The 18,869-nt window shown below is 68.3% G+C and carries 19 protein-coding genes, 1 pseudogene and 1 riboswitch; of the genes and pseudogenes, 11 read left to right on the forward strand and 9 right to left on the reverse strand.

All coding sequences use genetic code 11. The annotated features are described in order from the left end of the window. The first annotated feature begins 5 nt into the window (after positions 1-5). Together ABQE44_RS01160 and ABQE44_RS01165 are read left to right on the forward strand one after the other, a co-directional pair. Positions 6-2,174, forward strand: coding sequence for a 3-hydroxyacyl-CoA dehydrogenase NAD-binding domain-containing protein (locus tag ABQE44_RS01160; protein ID WP_448427856.1), 2,169 nt, complete (start codon positions 6-8; stop codon positions 2,172-2,174). A gap of 105 nt (positions 2,175-2,279) precedes the next feature. Further along, positions 2,280-3,752: a class I adenylate-forming enzyme family protein gene (locus tag ABQE44_RS01165; RefSeq protein WP_448427858.1), complete on the forward strand. Its 1,473-nt coding sequence runs from the start codon at positions 2,280-2,282 to the stop codon at positions 3,750-3,752. A 6-nt stretch (positions 3,753-3,758) separates the two neighbouring features. Here the strand turns inward: ABQE44_RS01165 and ABQE44_RS01170 are convergent, their stop codons facing one another. Together ABQE44_RS01170 and ABQE44_RS01175 are read right to left on the reverse strand one after the other, a co-directional pair. Then, positions 3,759-4,184 (reverse strand): pyridoxamine 5'-phosphate oxidase family protein, encoded by a 426-nt coding sequence (locus ABQE44_RS01170; protein ID WP_448393673.1) that lies wholly within the window; start codon positions 4,182-4,184, stop codon positions 3,759-3,761. Positions 4,185-4,227: 43 nt separating this feature from the next. Next, positions 4,228-4,425: a hypothetical protein gene (locus tag ABQE44_RS01175; RefSeq protein WP_448427860.1), complete on the reverse strand. Its 198-nt coding sequence runs from the start codon at positions 4,423-4,425 to the stop codon at positions 4,228-4,230. 146 nt (positions 4,426-4,571) lie between these two features. Between ABQE44_RS01175 and ABQE44_RS01180 the strand changes: the two are divergent. Beyond that, positions 4,572-5,468, forward strand: a pseudogene (locus tag ABQE44_RS01180) (amidase family protein); the annotation flags it as partial. A gap of 11 nt (positions 5,469-5,479) precedes the next feature. Further along, a complete protein-coding gene (locus ABQE44_RS01185; protein ID WP_448393675.1) occupies positions 5,480-6,472 on the forward strand; it encodes an LLM class F420-dependent oxidoreductase in 993 nt (330 codons plus the stop codon). Positions 6,473-6,481: 9 nt separating this feature from the next. Here the strand turns inward: ABQE44_RS01185 and ABQE44_RS01190 are convergent, their stop codons facing one another. Then, positions 6,482-7,504, reverse strand: coding sequence for a nitronate monooxygenase (locus tag ABQE44_RS01190; RefSeq protein ID WP_448427862.1), 1,023 nt, complete (start codon positions 7,502-7,504; stop codon positions 6,482-6,484). 88 nt (positions 7,505-7,592) lie between these two features. On the opposite strand from ABQE44_RS01190, the gene ABQE44_RS01195 reads away from it, so the two are divergent. Beyond that, complete coding sequence (locus ABQE44_RS01195) at positions 7,593-7,937, forward strand: cupin domain-containing protein (RefSeq protein ID WP_448393677.1); 345 nt, start codon at positions 7,593-7,595, stop codon at positions 7,935-7,937. Between the two features lie 10 nt (positions 7,938-7,947). Here ABQE44_RS01195 and ABQE44_RS01200 read toward each other — a convergent pair whose 3' ends face one another. Next, on the reverse strand, positions 7,948-9,597 hold the full coding sequence (locus tag ABQE44_RS01200; protein WP_448393678.1) for a DNA repair helicase XPB: 1,650 nt from the start codon (positions 9,595-9,597) through the stop codon (positions 7,948-7,950). 143 nt (positions 9,598-9,740) lie between these two features. Then, the gene (locus ABQE44_RS01205) at positions 9,741-11,987 is read right to left on the reverse strand and encodes a helicase-associated domain-containing protein (protein ID WP_448427864.1); all 2,247 of its coding nucleotides are present in this window, start codon (positions 11,985-11,987) and stop codon (positions 9,741-9,743) included. Positions 11,988-12,052: 65 nt separating this feature from the next. On the opposite strand from ABQE44_RS01205, the gene ABQE44_RS01210 reads away from it, so the two are divergent. From ABQE44_RS01210 to ABQE44_RS01225, 4 genes are all read left to right on the forward strand, one after another. Then, the gene (locus ABQE44_RS01210) at positions 12,053-12,247 is read left to right on the forward strand and encodes a hypothetical protein (protein WP_448393680.1); all 195 of its coding nucleotides are present in this window, start codon (positions 12,053-12,055) and stop codon (positions 12,245-12,247) included. Positions 12,248-12,330: 83 nt separating this feature from the next. Then, on the forward strand, positions 12,331-12,756 hold the full coding sequence (gene moaC / locus ABQE44_RS01215; protein WP_448393830.1) for a cyclic pyranopterin monophosphate synthase MoaC: 426 nt from the start codon (positions 12,331-12,333) through the stop codon (positions 12,754-12,756). Then, positions 12,753-13,229: a MogA/MoaB family molybdenum cofactor biosynthesis protein gene (locus ABQE44_RS01220; RefSeq protein ID WP_448393681.1), complete on the forward strand. Its 477-nt coding sequence runs from the start codon at positions 12,753-12,755 to the stop codon at positions 13,227-13,229. Before moaC ends, ABQE44_RS01220 begins: the two co-directional genes overlap by 4 nt. Beyond that, positions 13,226-13,651, forward strand: coding sequence for a molybdenum cofactor biosynthesis protein MoaE (locus ABQE44_RS01225; RefSeq protein ID WP_448393682.1), 426 nt, complete (start codon positions 13,226-13,228; stop codon positions 13,649-13,651). Before ABQE44_RS01220 ends, ABQE44_RS01225 begins: the two co-directional genes overlap by 4 nt. Positions 13,652-13,665: 14 nt before the next feature. Here ABQE44_RS01225 and ABQE44_RS01230 read toward each other — a convergent pair whose 3' ends face one another. The 4 genes from ABQE44_RS01230 to ABQE44_RS01245 all read right to left on the reverse strand — a co-directional run bounded on the left by ABQE44_RS01230 (position 13,666) and on the right by ABQE44_RS01245 (position 17,159). Beyond that, positions 13,666-14,979 carry a transglycosylase family protein gene (locus tag ABQE44_RS01230; RefSeq protein WP_448427866.1) on the reverse strand — a complete coding sequence of 438 codons (1,314 nt, stop codon included), beginning with the start codon at positions 14,977-14,979 and terminating at the stop codon, positions 13,666-13,668. A gap of 9 nt (positions 14,980-14,988) precedes the next feature. After that, positions 14,989-15,179, reverse strand: a riboswitch (cyclic di-AMP (ydaO/yuaA leader). A 240-nt stretch (positions 15,180-15,419) separates the two neighbouring features. Further along, entirely contained in the window at positions 15,420-15,686 is a 267-nt protein-coding gene (locus ABQE44_RS01235; protein ID WP_448393684.1) for a MoaD/ThiS family protein, read from the reverse strand. Between the two features lie 4 nt (positions 15,687-15,690). Next, on the reverse strand, positions 15,691-16,749 hold the full coding sequence (gene moaA / locus ABQE44_RS01240) for a GTP 3',8-cyclase MoaA (RefSeq protein ID WP_448427868.1): 1,059 nt from the start codon (positions 16,747-16,749) through the stop codon (positions 15,691-15,693). Then, positions 16,746-17,159, reverse strand: a complete 414-nt coding sequence (locus tag ABQE44_RS01245) for a YccF domain-containing protein (RefSeq protein WP_448427870.1) — start codon at positions 17,157-17,159, stop codon at positions 16,746-16,748. The genes moaA and ABQE44_RS01245 overlap by 4 nt, the downstream gene beginning before the upstream one ends. 197 nt (positions 17,160-17,356) lie before the next feature. Between ABQE44_RS01245 and ABQE44_RS01250 the strand changes: the two genes are divergently transcribed. Then, complete coding sequence (locus ABQE44_RS01250; RefSeq protein WP_448393831.1) at positions 17,357-17,767, forward strand: cold-shock protein; 411 nt, start codon at positions 17,357-17,359, stop codon at positions 17,765-17,767. An 84-nt stretch (positions 17,768-17,851) separates the two neighbouring features. Beyond that, positions 17,852-18,868, forward strand: a complete 1,017-nt coding sequence (locus ABQE44_RS01255) for a glutathione S-transferase family protein (protein ID WP_448393687.1) — start codon at positions 17,852-17,854, stop codon at positions 18,866-18,868. Position 18,869: the final 1 nt, after the last annotated feature.

Raw genomic sequence — 18,869 nt, forward strand, 5'->3', positions numbered from 1 at the left:
CAGCAATGGCAGAGAACACCATTCAGTGGGACAAGGATGCCGACGGCATCGTCACCCTGACGCTGGACGACCCGACCGGCTCGGCCAACGTGATGAACGAGCACTACAAGGCTTCGATGCATGAGGCCGTTGAAAAATTGGCACGGCTTGTCGCAGACGACCCCGCTTCGATCACCGGTGTCGTCATCACCAGCGCCAAGAAGACCTTCTTCGCCGGCGGTGACCTCAAGGGCATGATGAACGTCGGCCCCGACAACGCCGCCGACGCGTTCGCAGAGGTCGAGTTCATCAAGGCCGACCTGCGCAAGCTGGAGACGCTGGGCAAGCCGGTCGTCGCCGCCATCAACGGCGCCGCGCTCGGCGGCGGACTGGAGATCGCGCTGGCGTGTCATCACCGCATCGCCGCGGACGTCAAGGGTTTGGTGATCGGCCTGCCCGAGGTCACCCTCGGCCTGCTGCCCGGCGGTGGCGGCGTCGCCCGCACCGTGCGGATGTTCGGCATCCAGAAGGCCTTCATGGAGGTGCTGAGCCAGGGCACCCGGTTCAAGCCGGGCAAGGCCAAGGAGATCGGCCTGATCGACGAATTGGTCGACAGCGTCGAGGAACTCGTTCCCGCCGCGAAGTCCTGGATCAAGGCTGAAATCTCTCAGCACCCCGATGGCACATCCCAGCCGTGGGACGCCAAGGGCTACAAAATGCCCGGCGGCACGCCGAGCAGCCCGGGCCTGGCCAGCATCCTGCCGTCATTCCCGGCGCTGCTCAAAAAGCAGCTCAAGGGTGCGCCGATGCCGGCGCCGCGGGCGATCCTCAACGCCGCGGTCGAGGGCGCGCAGGTCGACTTCGACACCGCATCACGCATCGAGAGCCGCTACTTCACGTCGCTGGTGACCGGCCAGGTCGCCAAGAACATGATCCAGGCGTTCTTCTTCGATCTGCAGACCATCAACGGCGGCGGATCGCGACCTGACGGGATCGACAAGACGCTGCCGACCAAGATCGGTGTGCTCGGCGCCGGGATGATGGGCGCCGGCATCGCCTACGTGTCGGCCAAGGCCGGCTTCGACGTCGTGCTCAAGGACGTGTCCCTCGAAGCCGCGCAGAAGGGCAAGGGCTACAGCGAAAAGCTGGAAGCCAAGGCGCTCGAGCGGGGCAAGACCACCGAAGAGAAATCCAAGGCGCTGCTCGACCGCATCACCCCGACCGGCGATCCCGCCGACCTGAAGGGCGTCGACTTCGTCATCGAGGCCGTCTTCGAGAACCAGGAACTCAAGCACAAGGTCTTCCAGGAGATCGAGGACATCGTCGAGCCCAACGCGCTGCTCGGCTCGAACACCTCCACGCTGCCGATCACCGGTCTGGCCACCGGGGTCAAGCGACAGGAGGACTTCATCGGCATCCACTTCTTCTCGCCGGTGGACAAGATGCCGCTGGTGGAAATCATCAAGGGCGAGAAGACATCTGACGAGGCGCTGGCCCGGGTGTTCGACTACACGCTGGCCATCGGCAAGACGCCGATCGTCGTCAACGACAGCCGTGGCTTTTTCACCAGCCGCGTCATCGGCACGTTCGTCAACGAGGCGCTGGCCATGCTCGGCGAGGGTGTCGAGGCGGCCAGCATCGAGGCCGCGGGTTCGCAGGCCGGCTACCCGGCCCCGCCGCTGCAGTTGTCCGACGAGCTCAACCTCGAGCTGATGCAGAAGATCGCGACCGAGACCCGCAAGGGCACCGAGGCCGCCGGCGGCAGCTACGAGCCGCACCCGGCCGAGGCGGTTGTCAACAAGATGATCGAAATCGGCCGTCCGTCACGGCTCAAGGGCGCCGGCTTCTACGAGTACGTCGACGGCAAGCGCGCCGGGCTGTGGCCGGGACTGCGGGAGACGTTCAACTCCGGCAGCGCCGATATTCCGCTGCAGGACATGATCGACCGCATGCTGTTCGCCGAGGCGCTGGAAACCCAGAAGTGCCTCGACGAGGGCGTGCTCACGTCGACGGCCGACGCGAACATCGGCTCCATCATGGGTATCGGCTTCCCGCCGTGGACCGGTGGTAGCGCGCAGTTCATCGCCGGCTACGAGGGCCCCGCCGGTGTTGGCAAAGAGGCGTTCGTCGCGCGGGCCAAGGAGTTGGCCGCCCGCTACGGCGATCGGTTCAGCCCGCCGGAGTCGCTGACTTAACAAACCGCGCCGAGCGCTCACCTTGGTACGTTTTTAGGCCGAAAACCTGTACCGGGGTGAGCGCTCGTCGGCTGTCGGGGCGTGAACCCCGCTAAATTGTTGGCCGTGTCCGAAAGCTTCACCGAAACCTTCGCGGCCGGGCTGGCGAGTTACGGCGACCAACCCTGCATCCAATACGACGGCCGCTGGTACTCCGGTGACGAGATCACCGCCTACATGCGCGCGATCTCCGACGCGTTGCGCGATGCGGGGGTGGCCGACGGTGCCCCGGTCGGGTTGGTGGTGCGCAACCGGCTGCCGCACGCCGCGGCGATCATCGGCTTCCTCGCCGCCGGCCGGCCGGTGTCGATGATCTACTCGTTTCAGTCGCCCGAAGCCATCGGCCGTGACATCGAAGCGCTGCGCTTGTCCGCCGTCGTCGCCGACATCGAGGACTGGACCGACCCGGTCATCGCCGCCGCCGAGCGGGCCGGCAGCGCCGCAGTCGCGATCTCCCTGCAGCCACCGACCGTCGCCGGCCTCAGCCGTCGCGACGAAGGCTGCGCGCACGCCGAGGCCGAACCCGATGTGGCGCTGCAGATCCTGACCAGCGGCACCACCGGGCCGCCGAAACGACAGTCGATCAGAACACCCGTGCTGCAGCGCACCGTATTCAGCGTCACCAGCGGAGAGAACGCCCCAACCGACGCGCCACCCGAACTTGCCTACTGGCAGTTCGGCGGCATCGGGGTGTGCCAACTGGTCGCAGGCATCCACAACGGCAGGCGGATCGTGCTGCTGGAGCGGTTCAGTGTCGACGGTTTCGTCGCCGCGGTCAAGGAGCACCGCATCACACGTTCGGGTGTGCAACCGGCGGTGATCCGCATGCTGCTCGACGCCGACGTCGCCAAGGAGGACCTGGCGTCGCTGGACGTCCTGATCAGCGCATCAGGTCCGTTGGACCCCGAGATACGCGACGAGTTCGAGGCGCGGTACGGCATTCCTATCGTGTTGGCTTACGGTGCAACGGAATTCGCAGGGTCACTGTGCGCGTGGACGCCCGATATGCAAGCCGAGTTCGGCGCATCCAAACGCCACAGCGTCGGCAGGGCGCTGCCGGACACCCAACTACGCGTCGTCGACCCCGAAACCGGCTTCGAGCTGGCACCGGGTGAGCAGGGGCTGCTGGAGGCCAAGGTCGCCCCGATCGGACCCGACTGGATCCGTACCACCGACATCGCCTCGATCGACGTCGACGGTTTCGTGACCCTGCACGGGAGAGCCGACGGCGCGATCAATAGGGGCGGATTCAAGGTGCAGCCGGAAACGGTTCGGCACGTGCTGATCTCGCATCCCGCCGTGCGTGACGCCTGCGTCGTCGGGGTGCCCGACGCACGGCTCGGGGAGGTGCCGTTCGCGGCGATCGAAGTTGCCGACGGAGCTACTGCTCCCTCCGAGGCGGAGCTTGCCGCCTTGGTACGTGCGCAGCTGCCCGTCTACAACGTGCCGGTGGCGTTCACTGTCGTCGACGAGTTGCCGCGCAACCCGGCGCTGAAGGTCAGCCTGCCCGCCGTCGCTCAGCTTTACCGGCCTCGCTGAAATCGCTCAGATCGATCCGAGGTCCGACGACAACCAGTGCTGCGGCGTCAGGAAGATCGCCACGCTCTCGCCGTGCTCGCGGCGAGCGACCGCGAGATACGCATCGACCCTCTCGGGCGGCAGATAGCGCTTGGTCATCTCGACCAGTTGCTCGTCAGTGCCCGGCTCGATGCGGCTGACCGGACCGTCGACCGCCACGTAGCGCACCGACGGTTCCAGGCGCTGCGCCATGAGCGTGAACTCACCCTGCGCCTCGATGAGCCGATGTTTGCGTGAGCCGGCCCCGGTGATCACCCACGGCTCACCGCCCGGGCTGTACTGATACCAGATCGGCACGGTCAGCGGACCGCGCTTGTCGCCAGCGCTCACCGACAGCGCGGCGATGTGCGGTTCTGCCAGAAACGCCTCGCGTTCTTCCTTGGAAAGGGCCATCGCACCAGGCTAACTGCAGCCCCCGACAGCTACGGGTAAAGCGTCAGGCCGCCACCCGCGAGAAGAATGCCATGGTGACCAGGCCGATGATGATGGCGACCTGTGTCTGACCCATCGCGACGGTGCTCACGATGCCCGCGGCGGCCGCGATGGCGATCACGACGAGAAGAAGGACATAAAACCAGCGCACGCCGACGGACTCGCCAGCACGTACGGGATGCGTCTCGAACTCCCGGCCCACGACACTCCTATGTGACAGATTTCACACGACAGCTTTCATGTGATGCACACCATATACCACCATTGTGGCGATCAGAAGGCCATCCGTGGTCGTCGTGATGGAAACCGCGACCCACGTAATCGAACCGAGATGAGTCAGACGCGGTCAACCCCGCCCTCAATGCGCTGGTCCAGGCGGCTGATCCGGAGGACTGCCTGCAGGCCGCGGCAGACGCCGATGACCGGGCCGCGCGCGGTGTTCGGTTGGGCCGGGCGCACGGGTTACCGGTGGTCGTCAAGGACGTCATGTTGGTGGCCGGGCTCGACTGTTCCGGCGGCACCCGGCGCTGCGCGGTCGCGCCGGCGACGACGCGACGGTGGTGGCCAGGCTGCGCGACGAGGGCGCGATCGTGCGGCGGCGGCAGCATCCGCCAGCCGTGCCACAACACCGGGCTTGCGGGCCTCAAGCCGACCCATGGCCGAATCCCGAGGACCGGCAGCGTCTTTGGTGACGCGTGGGGGATCTTCGGCCAGTTCAACTGCTACGGCCCGCTCGCACGGTCGGTCCGAGACCTGTATCTCGCGTTGTCGATCATGAACGGCCCCGATCTGCGTGACCCCTACGCCGTGCCCGCCCCACTGGGGAACCCGGACGACGTCGATGTGACGAACCTGCGGGTCGCCACCTACCTGGACGACGGCATTTCGCGACCCGACGACGACGTCGCCAGAAGGCGTCTGGCCGATGTCGATGCGTACCGCGTCGAGATGCTCACGTTCATGGCTGATTACGACGTCATCGTCGGGCCCGCGATGCCGACCGCGGCCAAGCCCCATCATCACCGCCTGGTTGAGATCTCCGACTTCTCCCACCTGATGGTCCACAACCTGACCGGCTGGCCGGCCGCCGTCATACGGTGCGGCACCTCGAAGCACGGGTTGCCCATCGGAGTGCAGGTCGTCGCCAGGCCGTGGCAGGACGCCACAGCGCTCGCGGTGGCGGGCCACCTGGAGAAGGTGTTCGGAGGGTGGCGTTCCCCGCCGATGGCAGGCCCGGTCGCCTAGAGTCGGATGCCATGCGCTTCGGACTGTTCATCCCGCAGGGCTGGCGACTGGATCTGGTGGATATCCCCACCGAAGAGCACTGGCCGGTGATGCGCGGCCTCGCCGAATACGCCGACGACAGCTCCTCCTGGGACTCGCTGTGGGTCTACGACCACTTCCACACCGTGCCGGTCCCCACTCCCGAAGCCACCCACGAGGCCTGGACGTTGATGGCCGCCTACGCGGCGACGACATCACGTATCAAGCTGGGCCAGATGTGCACGGCGATGAGCTACCGCAACCCGGCGTATCTGGCCAAGGTCGCCGCCACCACCGACATCATCTCCGGCGGCCGGGTTCAGATGGGCATCGGCGGCGGATGGTACGAACACGAATGGCGCGCCTACGGATACGGGTTTCCCTCCGCGGGCGAACGTCTCGGCCGCCTCGACGAGGGCGTGCAGATCATGCGCGACGCCTGGCGCGACGGGCAGGTCAGCTTCCACGGTAAGCACTATCAGGTTGACGGTGCGATCGTGGCGCCAAAGCCGCTCCAGCAAGGCGGTATTCCGCTGTGGATCGCCGGCGGCGGGGAAAAGGTGACGCTGCGCATCGCCGCCAAGTATGCGCAGTACACGAACTTCACCTCCGAACCCGAGGGGTTCACGCACAAGTCGCAGGTGCTGGCCGAGCATTGCCGCGCGGTCGGCACCGACTACGACGCGATCGTGCGGTCGGCCAACTTCAACGCGGTGATCGGCGACTCGGAAGCCGACGTCAAGGCTCGGGTCGAGCGGCTTCGCGCCCGGCAGGTCGCCGTGGCCGACGAAGCAGCGGTCGACGCCATGCTGAGCTCGGTAACCTCACCCGAATCCACAAGTGGCACACCGGAACAGGTCGTCGAGAAGCTCGATCGCATGCGTGAGCTCGGCTGCGAGTACGCGATCCTCTACTTCCCCGAGGCCGCCTACGACCGCACGGGCATCGAGATGTTCGAACGCGAGGTCATCCCGGCGCTGAGCTAGCCCGAACGACTACGGGGTCAGCTCGGTGAGGATCTGCTCGGTCGACGCTCGCCGCGTATCGCGGTAACCGGTGCCCGCCCAAAGATGAAGCAGCTCAGGCTCATCGGCCGCTGCCGCCGCCTTGCGCAACGGGCTGGTCAAATGATGGATCGCCGGGTAACCCAGCGGCGCCTGCGCTTCATAGGTATCGATGAAGTTGTTGCGCAAGCCGCGGGCTGGCCGGCCGGTGAACGCACGGGTGACGACCGTTTCGGTGCGGGCCGGATCGGTGAGCGCCCGCTGATGGGTGGACGACGCCCCGCTTTCCTCGGCCAGCAACAGAGCTGTGCCCACCATCGCCGCCGTCGCCCCGGCACCAACGACACCCGCTACGTCAGCCCGCGTCGACAACCCGCCCGCCGCGACCACCGGAAGGCCCACGGCGTCGGTGACCGCACGCACCAGGTCGGCGACGGCGAGCGTTTCGGTCGCCCGCTGGGGGTTCAGGGTCGCGGAATGACCACCGGCAGCATGTGATTGGACGACCAGCATGTCGACTCCCGCAGCCGCAGCGGCGCACGCCTCCTCCACCGACGTGACGGTCTGCAGCACGACGGTGCCCGCACGTTGCAGCTTCCGTATGACGCCCGCATCCGGAATTCCGAACGTGAAGCTGGCGAGGGGCACCGGCTCGGTGAGCAAGAGGTCGATCTTCGCGCTGAACTGATCGTCGTCCTCGACCGGCTCGCGCGGCAGCGTGATACCGAACCGGTGCGCCACCGGGGCCAACGCATCCGCGTACCGCGGGTAGGCGTCGGCGTCGACCGGAATCGAGTTGGGGGCAAAGAGGTTGACGCCGAACGGAACACTCGCGGCGCGGACTGCCGATATTTCGGCGGCGACGGCATCCGGGGTCTTGTAACCGGCCGCCACGAACCCCAGGCCGCCTGCACGGGTGGCGCCGACGACCATCGCCGCGGTGGTCGGTCCGCCCGCCATCGGCGCAGCGAGAACGGGGATGGTCAGCCCAAGGCCACTCAGCGGTGATGTCATAGCATCCCTTCCGTAAGGCGTCTGCGCCGAATACTTCCATCAGCGACCCGGCGGGACTTCCGGTATGCGAGGTGGCAGGATTCAGACCATGGAGAAGATCTCACTCGTCGCCCTCGCTCGCGAGCAGCTCGACAAGGCGCGTGCTGCCAAGAGTGGGCGCGCCGCGCACACCGTCTATGGCGGTCATGAGCACACGCTGCGTCAAACGCTGATCGCGCTGACGGCGGGTGTCCGCCTCGACGAGCACGACAGCCCCGGTGAAGCCACGCTGTATGTGGTTCAGGGCCGCGTCAAGGTGACCGATCCGCAGAACCACTGGGAGGGTTCCACGGGCGATCAGATCGTGATCCCGCGCACCCGCCACGGGCTGGATGCCATCGAGGACTCGGTGGTGCTGCTGACCGTCGCGAAAGACGTTGGGCGGCACACCTGATTTTGCTGGCTCAAATCGCCGGGCCGAGGAGGTCGTCGGCGTCCTTGATGACATATCCGTAGCCCTGCTCGGCGAGAAAGCGTTGCCGGTGTGCGGCGTATTCGGCGTCGAGGCTGTCACGCGACACCACCGAATAGAAGATTGCGCCGCCGCCGTCGGCCTTGGGCCGCAGCAGCCGGCCCAGCCGCTGCGCCTCCTCTTGACGCGATCCGAAGGTTCCCGAAACCTGAACCGCCACACTGGCTTCGGGTAGGTCGATCGAAAAGTTGGCCACCTTCGACACCACCAGCGTGCTGATCTCACCGCGACGAAACGCGTCGAACAGCGCCTCGCGCTCCGCGGTCTTCGTCGAGCCCTGGATTATCGGGGCATCCAACTCCGCGCCGAGCTCTTCGAGCTGGTCGAGGTAGGCGCCGATCACCAACGTCTGTTCGCCCTGGTGTTTGTCCAGAATCGACTTCACCACCGCGATTTTGGTGTGCACCGTCGAGCACAGCTTGTAGCGCTCGTCGGGTTCGGCGACCGCGTAGAGCATGCGCTCGTTGTCGGTCATCGTCACGCGCACCTCGATGCATTCGGCCGGCGCGATCCAGCCCTGGGCCTCGATGTCCTTCCACGGCGCGTCGTAGCGCTTCGGGCCGATCAGGCTGAACACATCGCCCTCACGGCCGTCCTCGCGGATCAGCGTCGCGGTCAGACCCAGCCGGCGCCGCGACTGCAGGTCGGCGGTCATTCGGAACACCGGCGCGGGCAACAGATGCACCTCGTCGTAGATGATCAGCCCCCAGTCGCGGCTGTCGAACAGCTCCAGGTGGCGGTACTCGCCCTTGGTGCGGCGGGTGATGACCTGGTAGGTGGCGATGGTGACCGGCCGGATCTCCTTGCGCTCACCGGAGTACTCGCCGATCTCGTCTTCGGTGAGCGACGTGCGGTTGATCAGCTCACGCTTCCATTGGCGGCCCGCGACGGTGTTGGTCACCAGGATCAGGGTGGTAGCGCCGGCCTTGGCCATCGCCGCCGCGCCCACCAACGTCTTACCCGCGCCGCACGGCAGGACCACGACACCGGAGCCGCCCTCCCAGAACGACTCGGTGGCCATCTCCTGGTAGTCACGCAGATGCCAACCGTTCTGGGCCAGGCTGATCGGGTGCTTCTCGCCGTCGACGTAGCCGGCCAGATCCTCGGCCGGCCATCCGATTTTGAGCAGCATCTGCTTGACCCGGCCACGTTCACTGTTGTGCACGGCGACGGTGTCGTCGTCGATGCGCGCGCCCAGCATCGGGGCGATCTTCTTGTTGCGCAGCACCTCCTCGAGCACCGCGCGGTCCAGGCTGACCAGCGTGAGCCCGTGGGCGGGATGCTTGACCAGCTGCAGCCGCCCGTAGCGGGCCATGGTGTCGACGATGTCGACGAGCAGCGGCTGCGGCACCGCGTAGCGCGAGAAGGTCACGAGCGCGTCGACCACCTGTTCGGCGTCGTGGCCGGCCGCGCGCGCGTTCCACAGCGCGAGCGGCGTGATGCGGTAGGTGTGGATGTGTTCGGGCGCGCGTTCCAGCTCGGCGAACGGCGCGATGGCCGCGCGCGCCTCACCCGCCTGGGCGTGGTCGACTTCGAGCAGCACGGTTTTGTCGGACTGCACGATCAAGGGGCCGTCGGTCATGCGCGATCCCGCTTCGCTTCTCGCTGGCTGGTCATTCCGTCCATTATCCGGATGACGCCGACACCCGCTGCCGAGCATGCGCGAACTGCGCTTCTGTCTCGGCGTGTCGCCCTCAAACTCGCACGCTCGCGCAGCGGGGAACCTCAATCAGCGGCCGAGACCACCGAGGTGACCCGGTGGATGGCGAACTCGCGCATCCGCCCGGTGGCGGGGTCGTACGCGGTCAGCTGGCCGCCGCGCACGTTGACCGGCGCCACCACCCGCTGGGTCGCCACCCCCGCGGGGTCGACGTAGCCGATCACCACCGACTCCTGCGCGAGGGCCGCGTCCTGCAACTGAGTGATCGCGACGGCCGGGTCGAGCCGCTGGTACGCCGACGGCATGGCCGCGACCTTGCGCAACACCGCGACGATGGCACCGAGCGTCTGGGCGGTAGGCGTCGGCGGCCGGTAGGCGCGCCGTCGGCCGGGAGGCGCCGGCACGCGGGCACCGCGCACCCGGATGTCGACGATCGCGCCGGTGGAGTCCTCGGCGGCGGGCGCGAACCCGGCCGCCCGCAGCGCGGCGAGCACCTCGGCGATCGGCGCCTGGGATACTGCGACCGTCGGCGCCAGTGACCGCAGTTCCACCGCGTCGGTCGCCGGTGCGGCAACCGCCTGCGCCAGCAGGGCGGCGTCCTCGCACCGCACGAACGAAGCGGCCATGCCGACCCGCAGCTGACCGTGCCGCCGGGCCACATCGTCGATGAGGTACGTCAACCCCTGCGGTACAGGGGTTTTGGAGTGATGGGCGAACAGCGAGTGTAGTTCGCTCGCGGTGCGGCCGGTGTCGAGCGCGCGCCGGATCGAGGCTTCGCTGATGCGGTAGACCATCGCCGCCCCCGCCGACTCGACGTCGGCCACCGTCGCCAACTGCTCAGCCAGGTTGCGTTCCAGCGGACCGGGGACGACGACCGTGAGGTCGGCCTGCAGCAGGAAGTGGTCGATGGGCTTGGGCAGCACCTTGTTCATCGCCTTGACGACGTCGTCGGGGGCGTCGCCGGCCAGCAATGCCCGCATCGGTGTGGTGATCGCCCCGCGTCCGGTCGCCCCGAGCGCGTGCGCTTCGGTCAGCAGGTCGCCCACCGGTCCCGGCTGCAGCCGCACCGCCCAGCGTGGCCTGCGCCAGATCATCGCCTGCGACGCCTCCTGCGCCGCGACGCCCGCACCGGCCGGCAGGTCCGCCAGCATCTCGAGAAGCAGCCGCCGATCCAGCGGTGCGGCGGTCGAATACAACGAATCAGAAAGTGCCGCATAGGGTTTGCCGTCCGGGCCGCGGTTACCGGCAAGGCCGGGTCGTGCCGGTAGGTCGAGCCAGGTCGACGCCAGCAGGTGCCACTTGGCCGCCGTCGCCGATTCCACGAACCGGTCAGCGGCCACGGTGGGCGTCCAATACGGGCCTGCGTCGTCGGGCGGCACCGGTTCGGGCATCCCGGCGGCGATCAGCCCGGCCGCCGCAGCCACCTCGAGGAGCAGGCCCAGCCGGCCGTCCTCGATGCCGGTGCTCTTCGCCAGCCGCTTGAGGTCGCGCACCCCGAGCCCGCCGCTGCGCAGCTCGGGAACCGGGGCTGCGCTGAGCGTGTCGAGCACCACCTCGACCTCGCGCAGCAGGTCGATCACCGCTCCCGCGGCGACCGCGTCGACGTCGGCTGCGGTGGTTGTCGACACCACCGGGTCGGGCGGGGTCAGCGTGACCGGGCCGGGGACGTCGCCGCGCAGCACCTGGCCGACCAGCCGCGGCAGGATCACCGTCTCGGAATCCAGCTGGCGCAGCAACCCGGCCGCCAGCAGCCGCTGCACCGGGCGGTCCGGCGGGGTGCCCGGCGCGGCGTCGCGGGTACGGCCCACCGGTGAGCCTTCCAGCAGCTTGTGCAGCAGCTCGCTCTGCGCCTCGTCCAGCGCGGCCAGCCGGTCGGGCAGGTCGGTGGGGTCGGTGTCTTCGACCGTGGCCTGTCCGGGAAACCAGGGCAGCCCGGCGGCGGCCTCGGCGACCACCCGCAGCGCGGTGTCACCCCACACCAGCGCGCGCTCCCGCAGCGCGTCGACGGCGGCGACGACGGTGACTTGCGGTGCCCGGTCGCCGAACAGCTCCAGCAGTTTGGTCAGCGGTACGGCTGTGGTGTCGCCGTGCAGTACCAGCAAGCCGTCGAGCACCGCCAACTGCAGGTAGTCGAGGTCATCGGTGGCGGCTTTGACCGACTGGCGGGCCTGGGCGCGGGCGGCCAGGGCGGCGATCGTGCCCGGCGGCGGTTGGGTGAGGTCGGGTCGCACCTCCAGCAATCGGATGAGCCGCTCGTCGGGAAGGTCGGCCAGCCAGGCGCCCAGTGGAACGACTGGAGGGTTCTCGGACATCGTCGACCAGGGTAAGCCAGCACGCCGGTGTCGCCTCTGGCCACCGCATTTGCCACAATGTGGGCGTGGCAGACAACAAGCGGCAGAAGAAGCAGTACGTCGACCCAGGCTGGCCGGCGGTTGACGGTGAGGACGACCACCCGGTGAGCGAGCTCGCCGCGGACCGCACCGGCGCGCTGTCGCCCTTCGGGGACCTCGCGTTTCCGCTCCCCTCCGAGGACCTGCCCTACCTACACCCGGTCACCGTCGTCAACAGATAACGGTGTCCAACGGCGCGCAGGGTGATCCGTCCGGCTCGGCCCGGCGTCGCCTGTCCCACGTCGACGAATCGGGTGCGGCCCACATGGTGGACGTGACCGCGAAGGACGCCACCAAGCGCACCGCCGTCGCGGCGGGCACCCTGGTCACCAGGGCCGACGTCATCGCGTTGATCGCATCGGGTGGCCTGCCCAAAGGTGACGCGCTGGCCACCGCGCGTATCGCAGGGATCCAGGCCGCCAAACGCACCAGCGACCTCATCCCGCTCTGTCACCAGTTGTCCCTCACCGGCGTCGACGTCGACTTCGAGGTCGGCGACGCCGAGGTGGCCATCACGGCCACCGTGCGCAGCACCGACCGCACCGGCGTCGAAATGGAGGCGTTGACCGCGGTCAGCCTTTCCGCGCTGACGCTCTACGACATGATCAAGGCCGTCGACCCCGCCGCCCGCATCGAGAACGTGCGGGTGCTGCGCAAAGAAGGCGGCAAGACCGGGACGTGGTCCCGATGAGATCCGGGCGGGTCTTGATCGCTTCGACACGGGCGGCCACCGGCGTGTACGAGGACCGCTGCGGGCCGATCGTCGTCGACTGGCTCAACGCGCGCGGCATCGTCACCCCGCCGCCCGTGGTGGTCGCCGACGGGCCGGGGGTCGCCGACGCGCTGCTCGGCGCGGTCGACGACCGCGCCGACGTGGTGATCACGTCCGGCGGCACCGGTGTCTCACCCACCGACCGCACCGCAGACGCCACCGCCGACATCGTCGACTACCAGATCCCCGGGCTGGCCGATGCGATCCGGCGTTCCGGTCTGCCGAAGGTGCCGACGGCGATTCTGTCGCGTGGGGTGTGCGGCGTGCGGGGCCGCACCTTGATCGTGAACCTGCCGGGCTCGCCCGGCGGGGTGAAGGACGGGCTCGGCGTGCTCGGCGACGTCCTCGAGCACGCCCTGGATCAACTGGCGGGCGGAGACCATCCACGATGACCGAGGTACTGCGCGCGGACGTGAGCGAGCACGTGATCGAGCTGGCCGAGCACGAGGCGCTGGTGGCCCACGAGGCGGCCGGCGCGGTCGTCGGGTTCGCCGGCGTGGTGCGGGACCACGACGACGGACGCACGGTGACGCGACTCGAGTACTCCGCGCACCCGACCGCGGCGCAGACCATAGCCGAGGTGGCCGCTGAGATCGCCGCGGACTGTTCTGGGGTGCGGGCGATAGCGGTCAGCCATCGCATCGGCGCCCTGCGGATCGGCGACGCGGCGTTGGTCGCCGCTGTTTCAGCCGACCACCGCGCGGCGGCGTTCGAGACGTGCGCGCGGCTCGTCGACACCGTCAAGGAGCGACTGCCGGTCTGGAAGCACCAGTTCTTCGCCGACGGCTCCGAGGAGTGGGTCGGCTCGGCGTAACGCCTGCTGTGCGGTCAGGCCGGAGGCGGCGGTGCCGCCGGCTCAACCGGAAGGTTGGGCGCCGGACCGCCCGGGTTGTCCGGAGTGGTCAGCGGACGCTGGGTCAGCGCCAGCAGCGCATCGGTGCCGCTGATCTCCTGGGTCTGGATCGCGTGCCAGATCTCCTTGAGGTAGCCGACATTCGGCCTCTGCGTCGGAGCCTGGGAGCGATCGGTCGTCGTGCCGGGCGGCAGGTTCTGCGGGCTTGCCAGGTGCGGCACGCCCTCTGGCGGCAACGGAATCTCGCCGCTGACCACCTGGTTGGCCGCGTTCATCGCGGGCATGGGGATGTCCACAGCGTTCAGCGCAGCCGCCGGGTCGACCGGAGCCGGCGCGGGCGGGGCCGGGGGAGCCGGTTGCAGCGGTGCGCCGGCGTTCAGCGACCACAGCTGCGGCTGCTCGCCAGGAACCACGCCGTCGACGGCGACGTCCCAGTCCCCGACGGACTGCGTGACGGTCTCCTCGATCGGCGGGGCCGGTGCCGGGGGTGGCGGTGGTGCGAACGGGTCGACGGGTGGGGGCGGGGCTTCGGGCAGTGGTGCCGCCAGCGCGTCGACGGGGGCCGGCGCGGGTGGGGCCGGGGGCGCCGGAGGTGGCGGCGGCAAGGGAGCTTCGGGCAGTGGTGCCGCCAGCGCGTCGACCGGCGGAGGCGGAGCGAACGGGTCAAGCGGCGGCGCGGGGGGCGCCGGAGGTGGTGGCGGCGGCGGGGGAGCCTCGGGTAGCGGCGCGGAAAGCATGTCGACCTGACCCGGAGCAGGCGGGGCCGGCGGTGGCGGCGGCGGAGGTGCTTCGGGCAGCGGCGCGGCGAGCGCGTCGACCGGCGGAGGCGGAGCGAACGGGTCAAGCGGCGGCGGAGGCGGCAGCACGCCGTTGACGGCCGGGGCGTCGAGCGGCTGTGGCTCGTCGACGACATTGCGCGGGGTGTGACCGGAAAGCGGACCACCACACGACGGCCAGGCGCCCTTGCCCTGGCTTGCCAGCACGCGCTCGGCGACCGCGATCTGCTCTTCCTTGGTGGCCAGATGCGCGGCGGGCGCGAACTCACTGCCGCCGTGTCCGCTCCACGTGCTCGGCGCGAACTGCAGCCCGCCTTGATACCCGTTGCCGGTGTTGATCGCCCAGTTGCCGCCGGATTCACACTTGGCGACCTGATCCCATTCGTGGTCGGTGGCGGCGTTTGCGGTCCCGGCCAACACGATGCTTCCGCCACCGATGACAGCGCCGGTGAAGGCGAACTTGGCGACGTTTACGGCCGATGTAGTGGGCTTCTTACGGTGTCGTCCACTCATGCGTGCGCTAGGTCCTCTCGTCGGCGCCTGCGAGGTCAGCTGTCGGGTTCGGGCTGGAGAGGTTGCCCGGCCGTCATCGTCGGCGACAATGACAGCTTCACCCCAAGGAATCCAAAGACTCCGGGTCCGCTAGCTTTTCGGCGGACCGGTTGGGTCCCCCGCCTCCATCCAAATTGTTTCTGGTGGGGCCGTGCGTCAGCGGATGGAGCTCGGCGCGGCTGGGCACGGCGGGCCGATCGATTAGAGGTCGATGGCTTGGCAGAACCGTATCGGCTCTCCGGGGACCCGTCATCTTTTGCCAGTAACGGCGTTTCGGCGCGCGGCAAATTCTAAAAGAGCTCTAAAGGCCCAGCAAAGTAACGCGTTTTCGCAGGACTGTCCGGCGATACATCGCGCTGTAGCCAGCCCGTGACCATTTCGTTATGTGATGCAAATCACGGTTAACCGCCGGCAAAGGGCGGCAGGACATCGATGGTTTGGCCTTGGCGCAACACCGTGGCGGTGTCCCGCACGGCGATGCTGTCGCACAGAAAAGTGCAGCGCATCAGGACTTTCGCCAGCTTCGCGTCCCGAGCGCTGAGCTGATCGACCAGATCGGCGACCGTCGTGCCCGGTTCGATCCGAATCGTCTCCGCATCGTTACCGGCGGCCGCCCGCGCGGCGGCGAAATAGCGGACGGTCACCTGCACCGTCGTGGTCGACGTCATCGGGCTATCCGCCGATCGCGCTCATCGGCCGGTCCGGCTGGACGAACCCGGGATCGTTGATGCCGTGGCCGGCGGCCTTGGTCCACATCGCGGCCCGCCACGCGGCCTCCAGCGCGTCGTCGTCGGCGTCGGTGCGGATCAGCCGGCGCAGGTCGCTTTCTTCGCGTGCGAACAAGCAGTTGCGGACCTGGCCGTCGGCGGTGAGCCGGGTGCGGTCGCACGCCGAACAGAACGCGTGCGACACCGAGGCAATGACACCGACCTTGCCGGCCAGACCGGACTCGTCGCTGACCTGCCACAGTTCGGCCGGCGCTGATCCGCGCGGCGCGGTATCAGGGGCCAGCTGGAAATGGTGACCAAGCGTGTCCAGCACTTCGTCGGCGCTGATGGTCCGGTTGCGCTGCCATGCGTGGCCGGCGTCCAGCGGCATCTGCTCGATGATCCGCAGCTGGTAGCCGTGCTCAAGGCAGTAGCGCAGCAGCGCGACGGCGTCGTCGAGGCCGGTTTCCGGGTCGAGCACCGCGTTGACCTTGACCGGGTCGAGCCCCGCGGCCTTGGCGGCCGCCAGGCCGGCCAGCACGTCGCGCAGGCGGTCGCGCCGGGTGATCCGCGCAAAGCGCGCGGCGTCGAGGGTGTCCAGCGACACGTTGATCCGGTCCAGCCCGGCCTGCACCAACTTCGCCGCCCGCTTGGCGAGCCCGATTCCGTTAGTGGTCAACGTGATTTCCGGGCGGGGCCGCAGCGCAGCCGTCGCGGCGACGACGTCCTCGAGACGTCGCGACACCAGCGGCTCACCGCCGGTGAAGCGCACGCTGGTGATGCCCAACCGGGTGACGGCGATACGCAGCAGTCGGATCAGCTCGTCGTGGCGCAGCAGCGCGTCATCGGCCAGCCAGTCCATCCCCTCGGCGGGCATGCAGTAGGTACAGCGCAGGTTGCACCTGTCGGTCAGCGACACCCGCAGGTCGGTGGCGATCCGGCCGAAGGTGTCGATCAGCGGACCGGACATCGGGGCGGGCCGAGCCGGTCCCAGCGACGGCACACCGAGGTCGACGAGGGTCATGCGGCGGCTCGCGTTGAGTCGAAGGCCGGGCCCACCCGGACCACGGGCACGATCTCCTTACCGAGTGGCACCAGCGACACCGGGATCATCTTGAGGTTGGCCAGCGCCAGCGGGATACCGATGATCGTCACCGCCATCGCCACCGCGCTGACGACGTGGCCGATGGCCAACCAGATTCCGCACAACAGCACCCAGATGACGTTGCCGATCAGCGCGCCTGGCCGGGTGCCCGGTTTTTCCACGATGGTGCGGCCGAACGGCCACAGCGCATAGGAGGCGATGCGCAGCGCGGCGAACCCGAACGGGATCGTGAAGATCAGGACGAAGCAGATGAGGGCGGCCAGCAGGTAGCCCAGAGCCAGCCACAGACCACCGAAGATCAACCAAATGACGTTCAGGATCAGGCGCATTCTCACCTCCAGCGGTCGTTTCAGCCTACCCAGTGGGGCGTGCGGTCGCCGTCGATAGGGGCGGGTCGCTGTCGGACAATCCTGGGTAATCAGGATGCTGGCGTCCGTGGTGGCCGAGTAGGATCAGCCCATCGCGTCCCGGCGCAAGCGGGACGCGTTCGTCATGTGAGAGCTTCCAAAGACAGTAGGTGAGACCAGTGCCGACCGGCCGGGTGAAGTGGTACGACGCCGAGAAGGGTTTCGGGTTCTTGTCGCAAGAGGACGGCGAGGACGTGTATGTCCGGTCCTCGGCATTGCCCGCGGGCGTCGAGACCCTCAAGGCCGGCCAGCGCGTGGAGTTCGGCATCGCCTCCGGACGTCGCGGGCCGCAGGCGCTGAGCGTGACGGTCCTCGACCCGCCGCCCAGCCTGACCCGTACCCGCCGCGAGGCCGCCGCCGCCGAGCGCAAGCACAGCCCGGACGAACTGCACGGGATGATCGAGGACATGATCACGCTGCTGGAAAGCGCCGTGCAGCCGGACCTCCGCAAAGGTCGCTACCCGGACCGCAAGACCGCGCGCCGGGTGTCCGAGGTGGTGCGCGCCGTCGCGCGAGAACTGGACGCCTGAGCCTTTTTCGCGCCGTCCCCGGTTGCACGATGAGGCTGAACTGATCCTGCTTACGGTGGCGGCAGTTCGGGTAGAACCAAGAGCGTGAGCTATGTCGCCGACAAGGCCAAGTCAGCTGGCGAGTTCAACCGTGACACCGACTACATCACGACCCGCATCACGGCCGACGGCCGCGACGGGTACCCGGTGCAGCCGGGTCGCTACCGGCTGATCGTGGCGCGGGCCTGCCCGTGGGCCAACCGCACCATCATCGTCCGCAGGCTGCTGGGCCTGGAAGACGCGCTGTCCATTGGTTTTTGCGGGCCCACCCACGACGAACGCAGCTGGACCTTCGACCTCGACCCCGGCGGGGTGGACCCGGTGCTCAAAATCCCACGCCTGCAGGAGGCATATTTCAAGAGGTTCCCCGACTACCCCAAGGGCATCACGGTGCCCGCGATCGTCGACGTGCGCAGCGGCGAGGTGGTCACCAACGATTACCCGCAGATGACGCTGGACTTCTCCACCGAGTGGACCGAGTATCACCGCGACGGCGCGCCGCAGCTGTATCCCGAGCCACTACGCGACGAGATCGACGAAGTCGCCCAGCGCATCTACACCGAGATCAACAACGGCGTGTACCGCTGCGGGTTCGCCGGTTCACAGCAGGCCTACGACAAGGCCTATGACCGATTGTTCGCCGCGCTCGACTGGCTCGAGGACCGGCTGGCCGAGCAGCGGTATCTGGTCGGCGACACCATCACCGAGGCCGACGTGCGGCTGTTCACCACGCTGGCCCGCTTCGATCCGGTGTATCACGGGCACTTCAAGTGCAACCGGCAGAAGCTTTCTGAGCTGCCGGTGCTGTGGGCGTACGCGCGTGACCTGTTCCAGACGCCCGGTTTCGGCGACACCATCGACTTCGCGCAGATCAAGCAGCACTACTACATCGTGCACACCGACATCAACCCGACCCAGGTCGTTCCGAAGGGCCCCGAGTTGTCCAGTTGGCTCACCCCGCACGAGCGAGAAGCGTTGGGTGGCAGGCCGTTCGGCGACGGTACACCGCCGGGCCCGCCGGTGGAGGGTGAGCGGGTGCTGCCGGGCCACGGCGCGGCTTAGC

This window comes from Mycolicibacterium sp. XJ2546 (assembly GCF_053483195.1).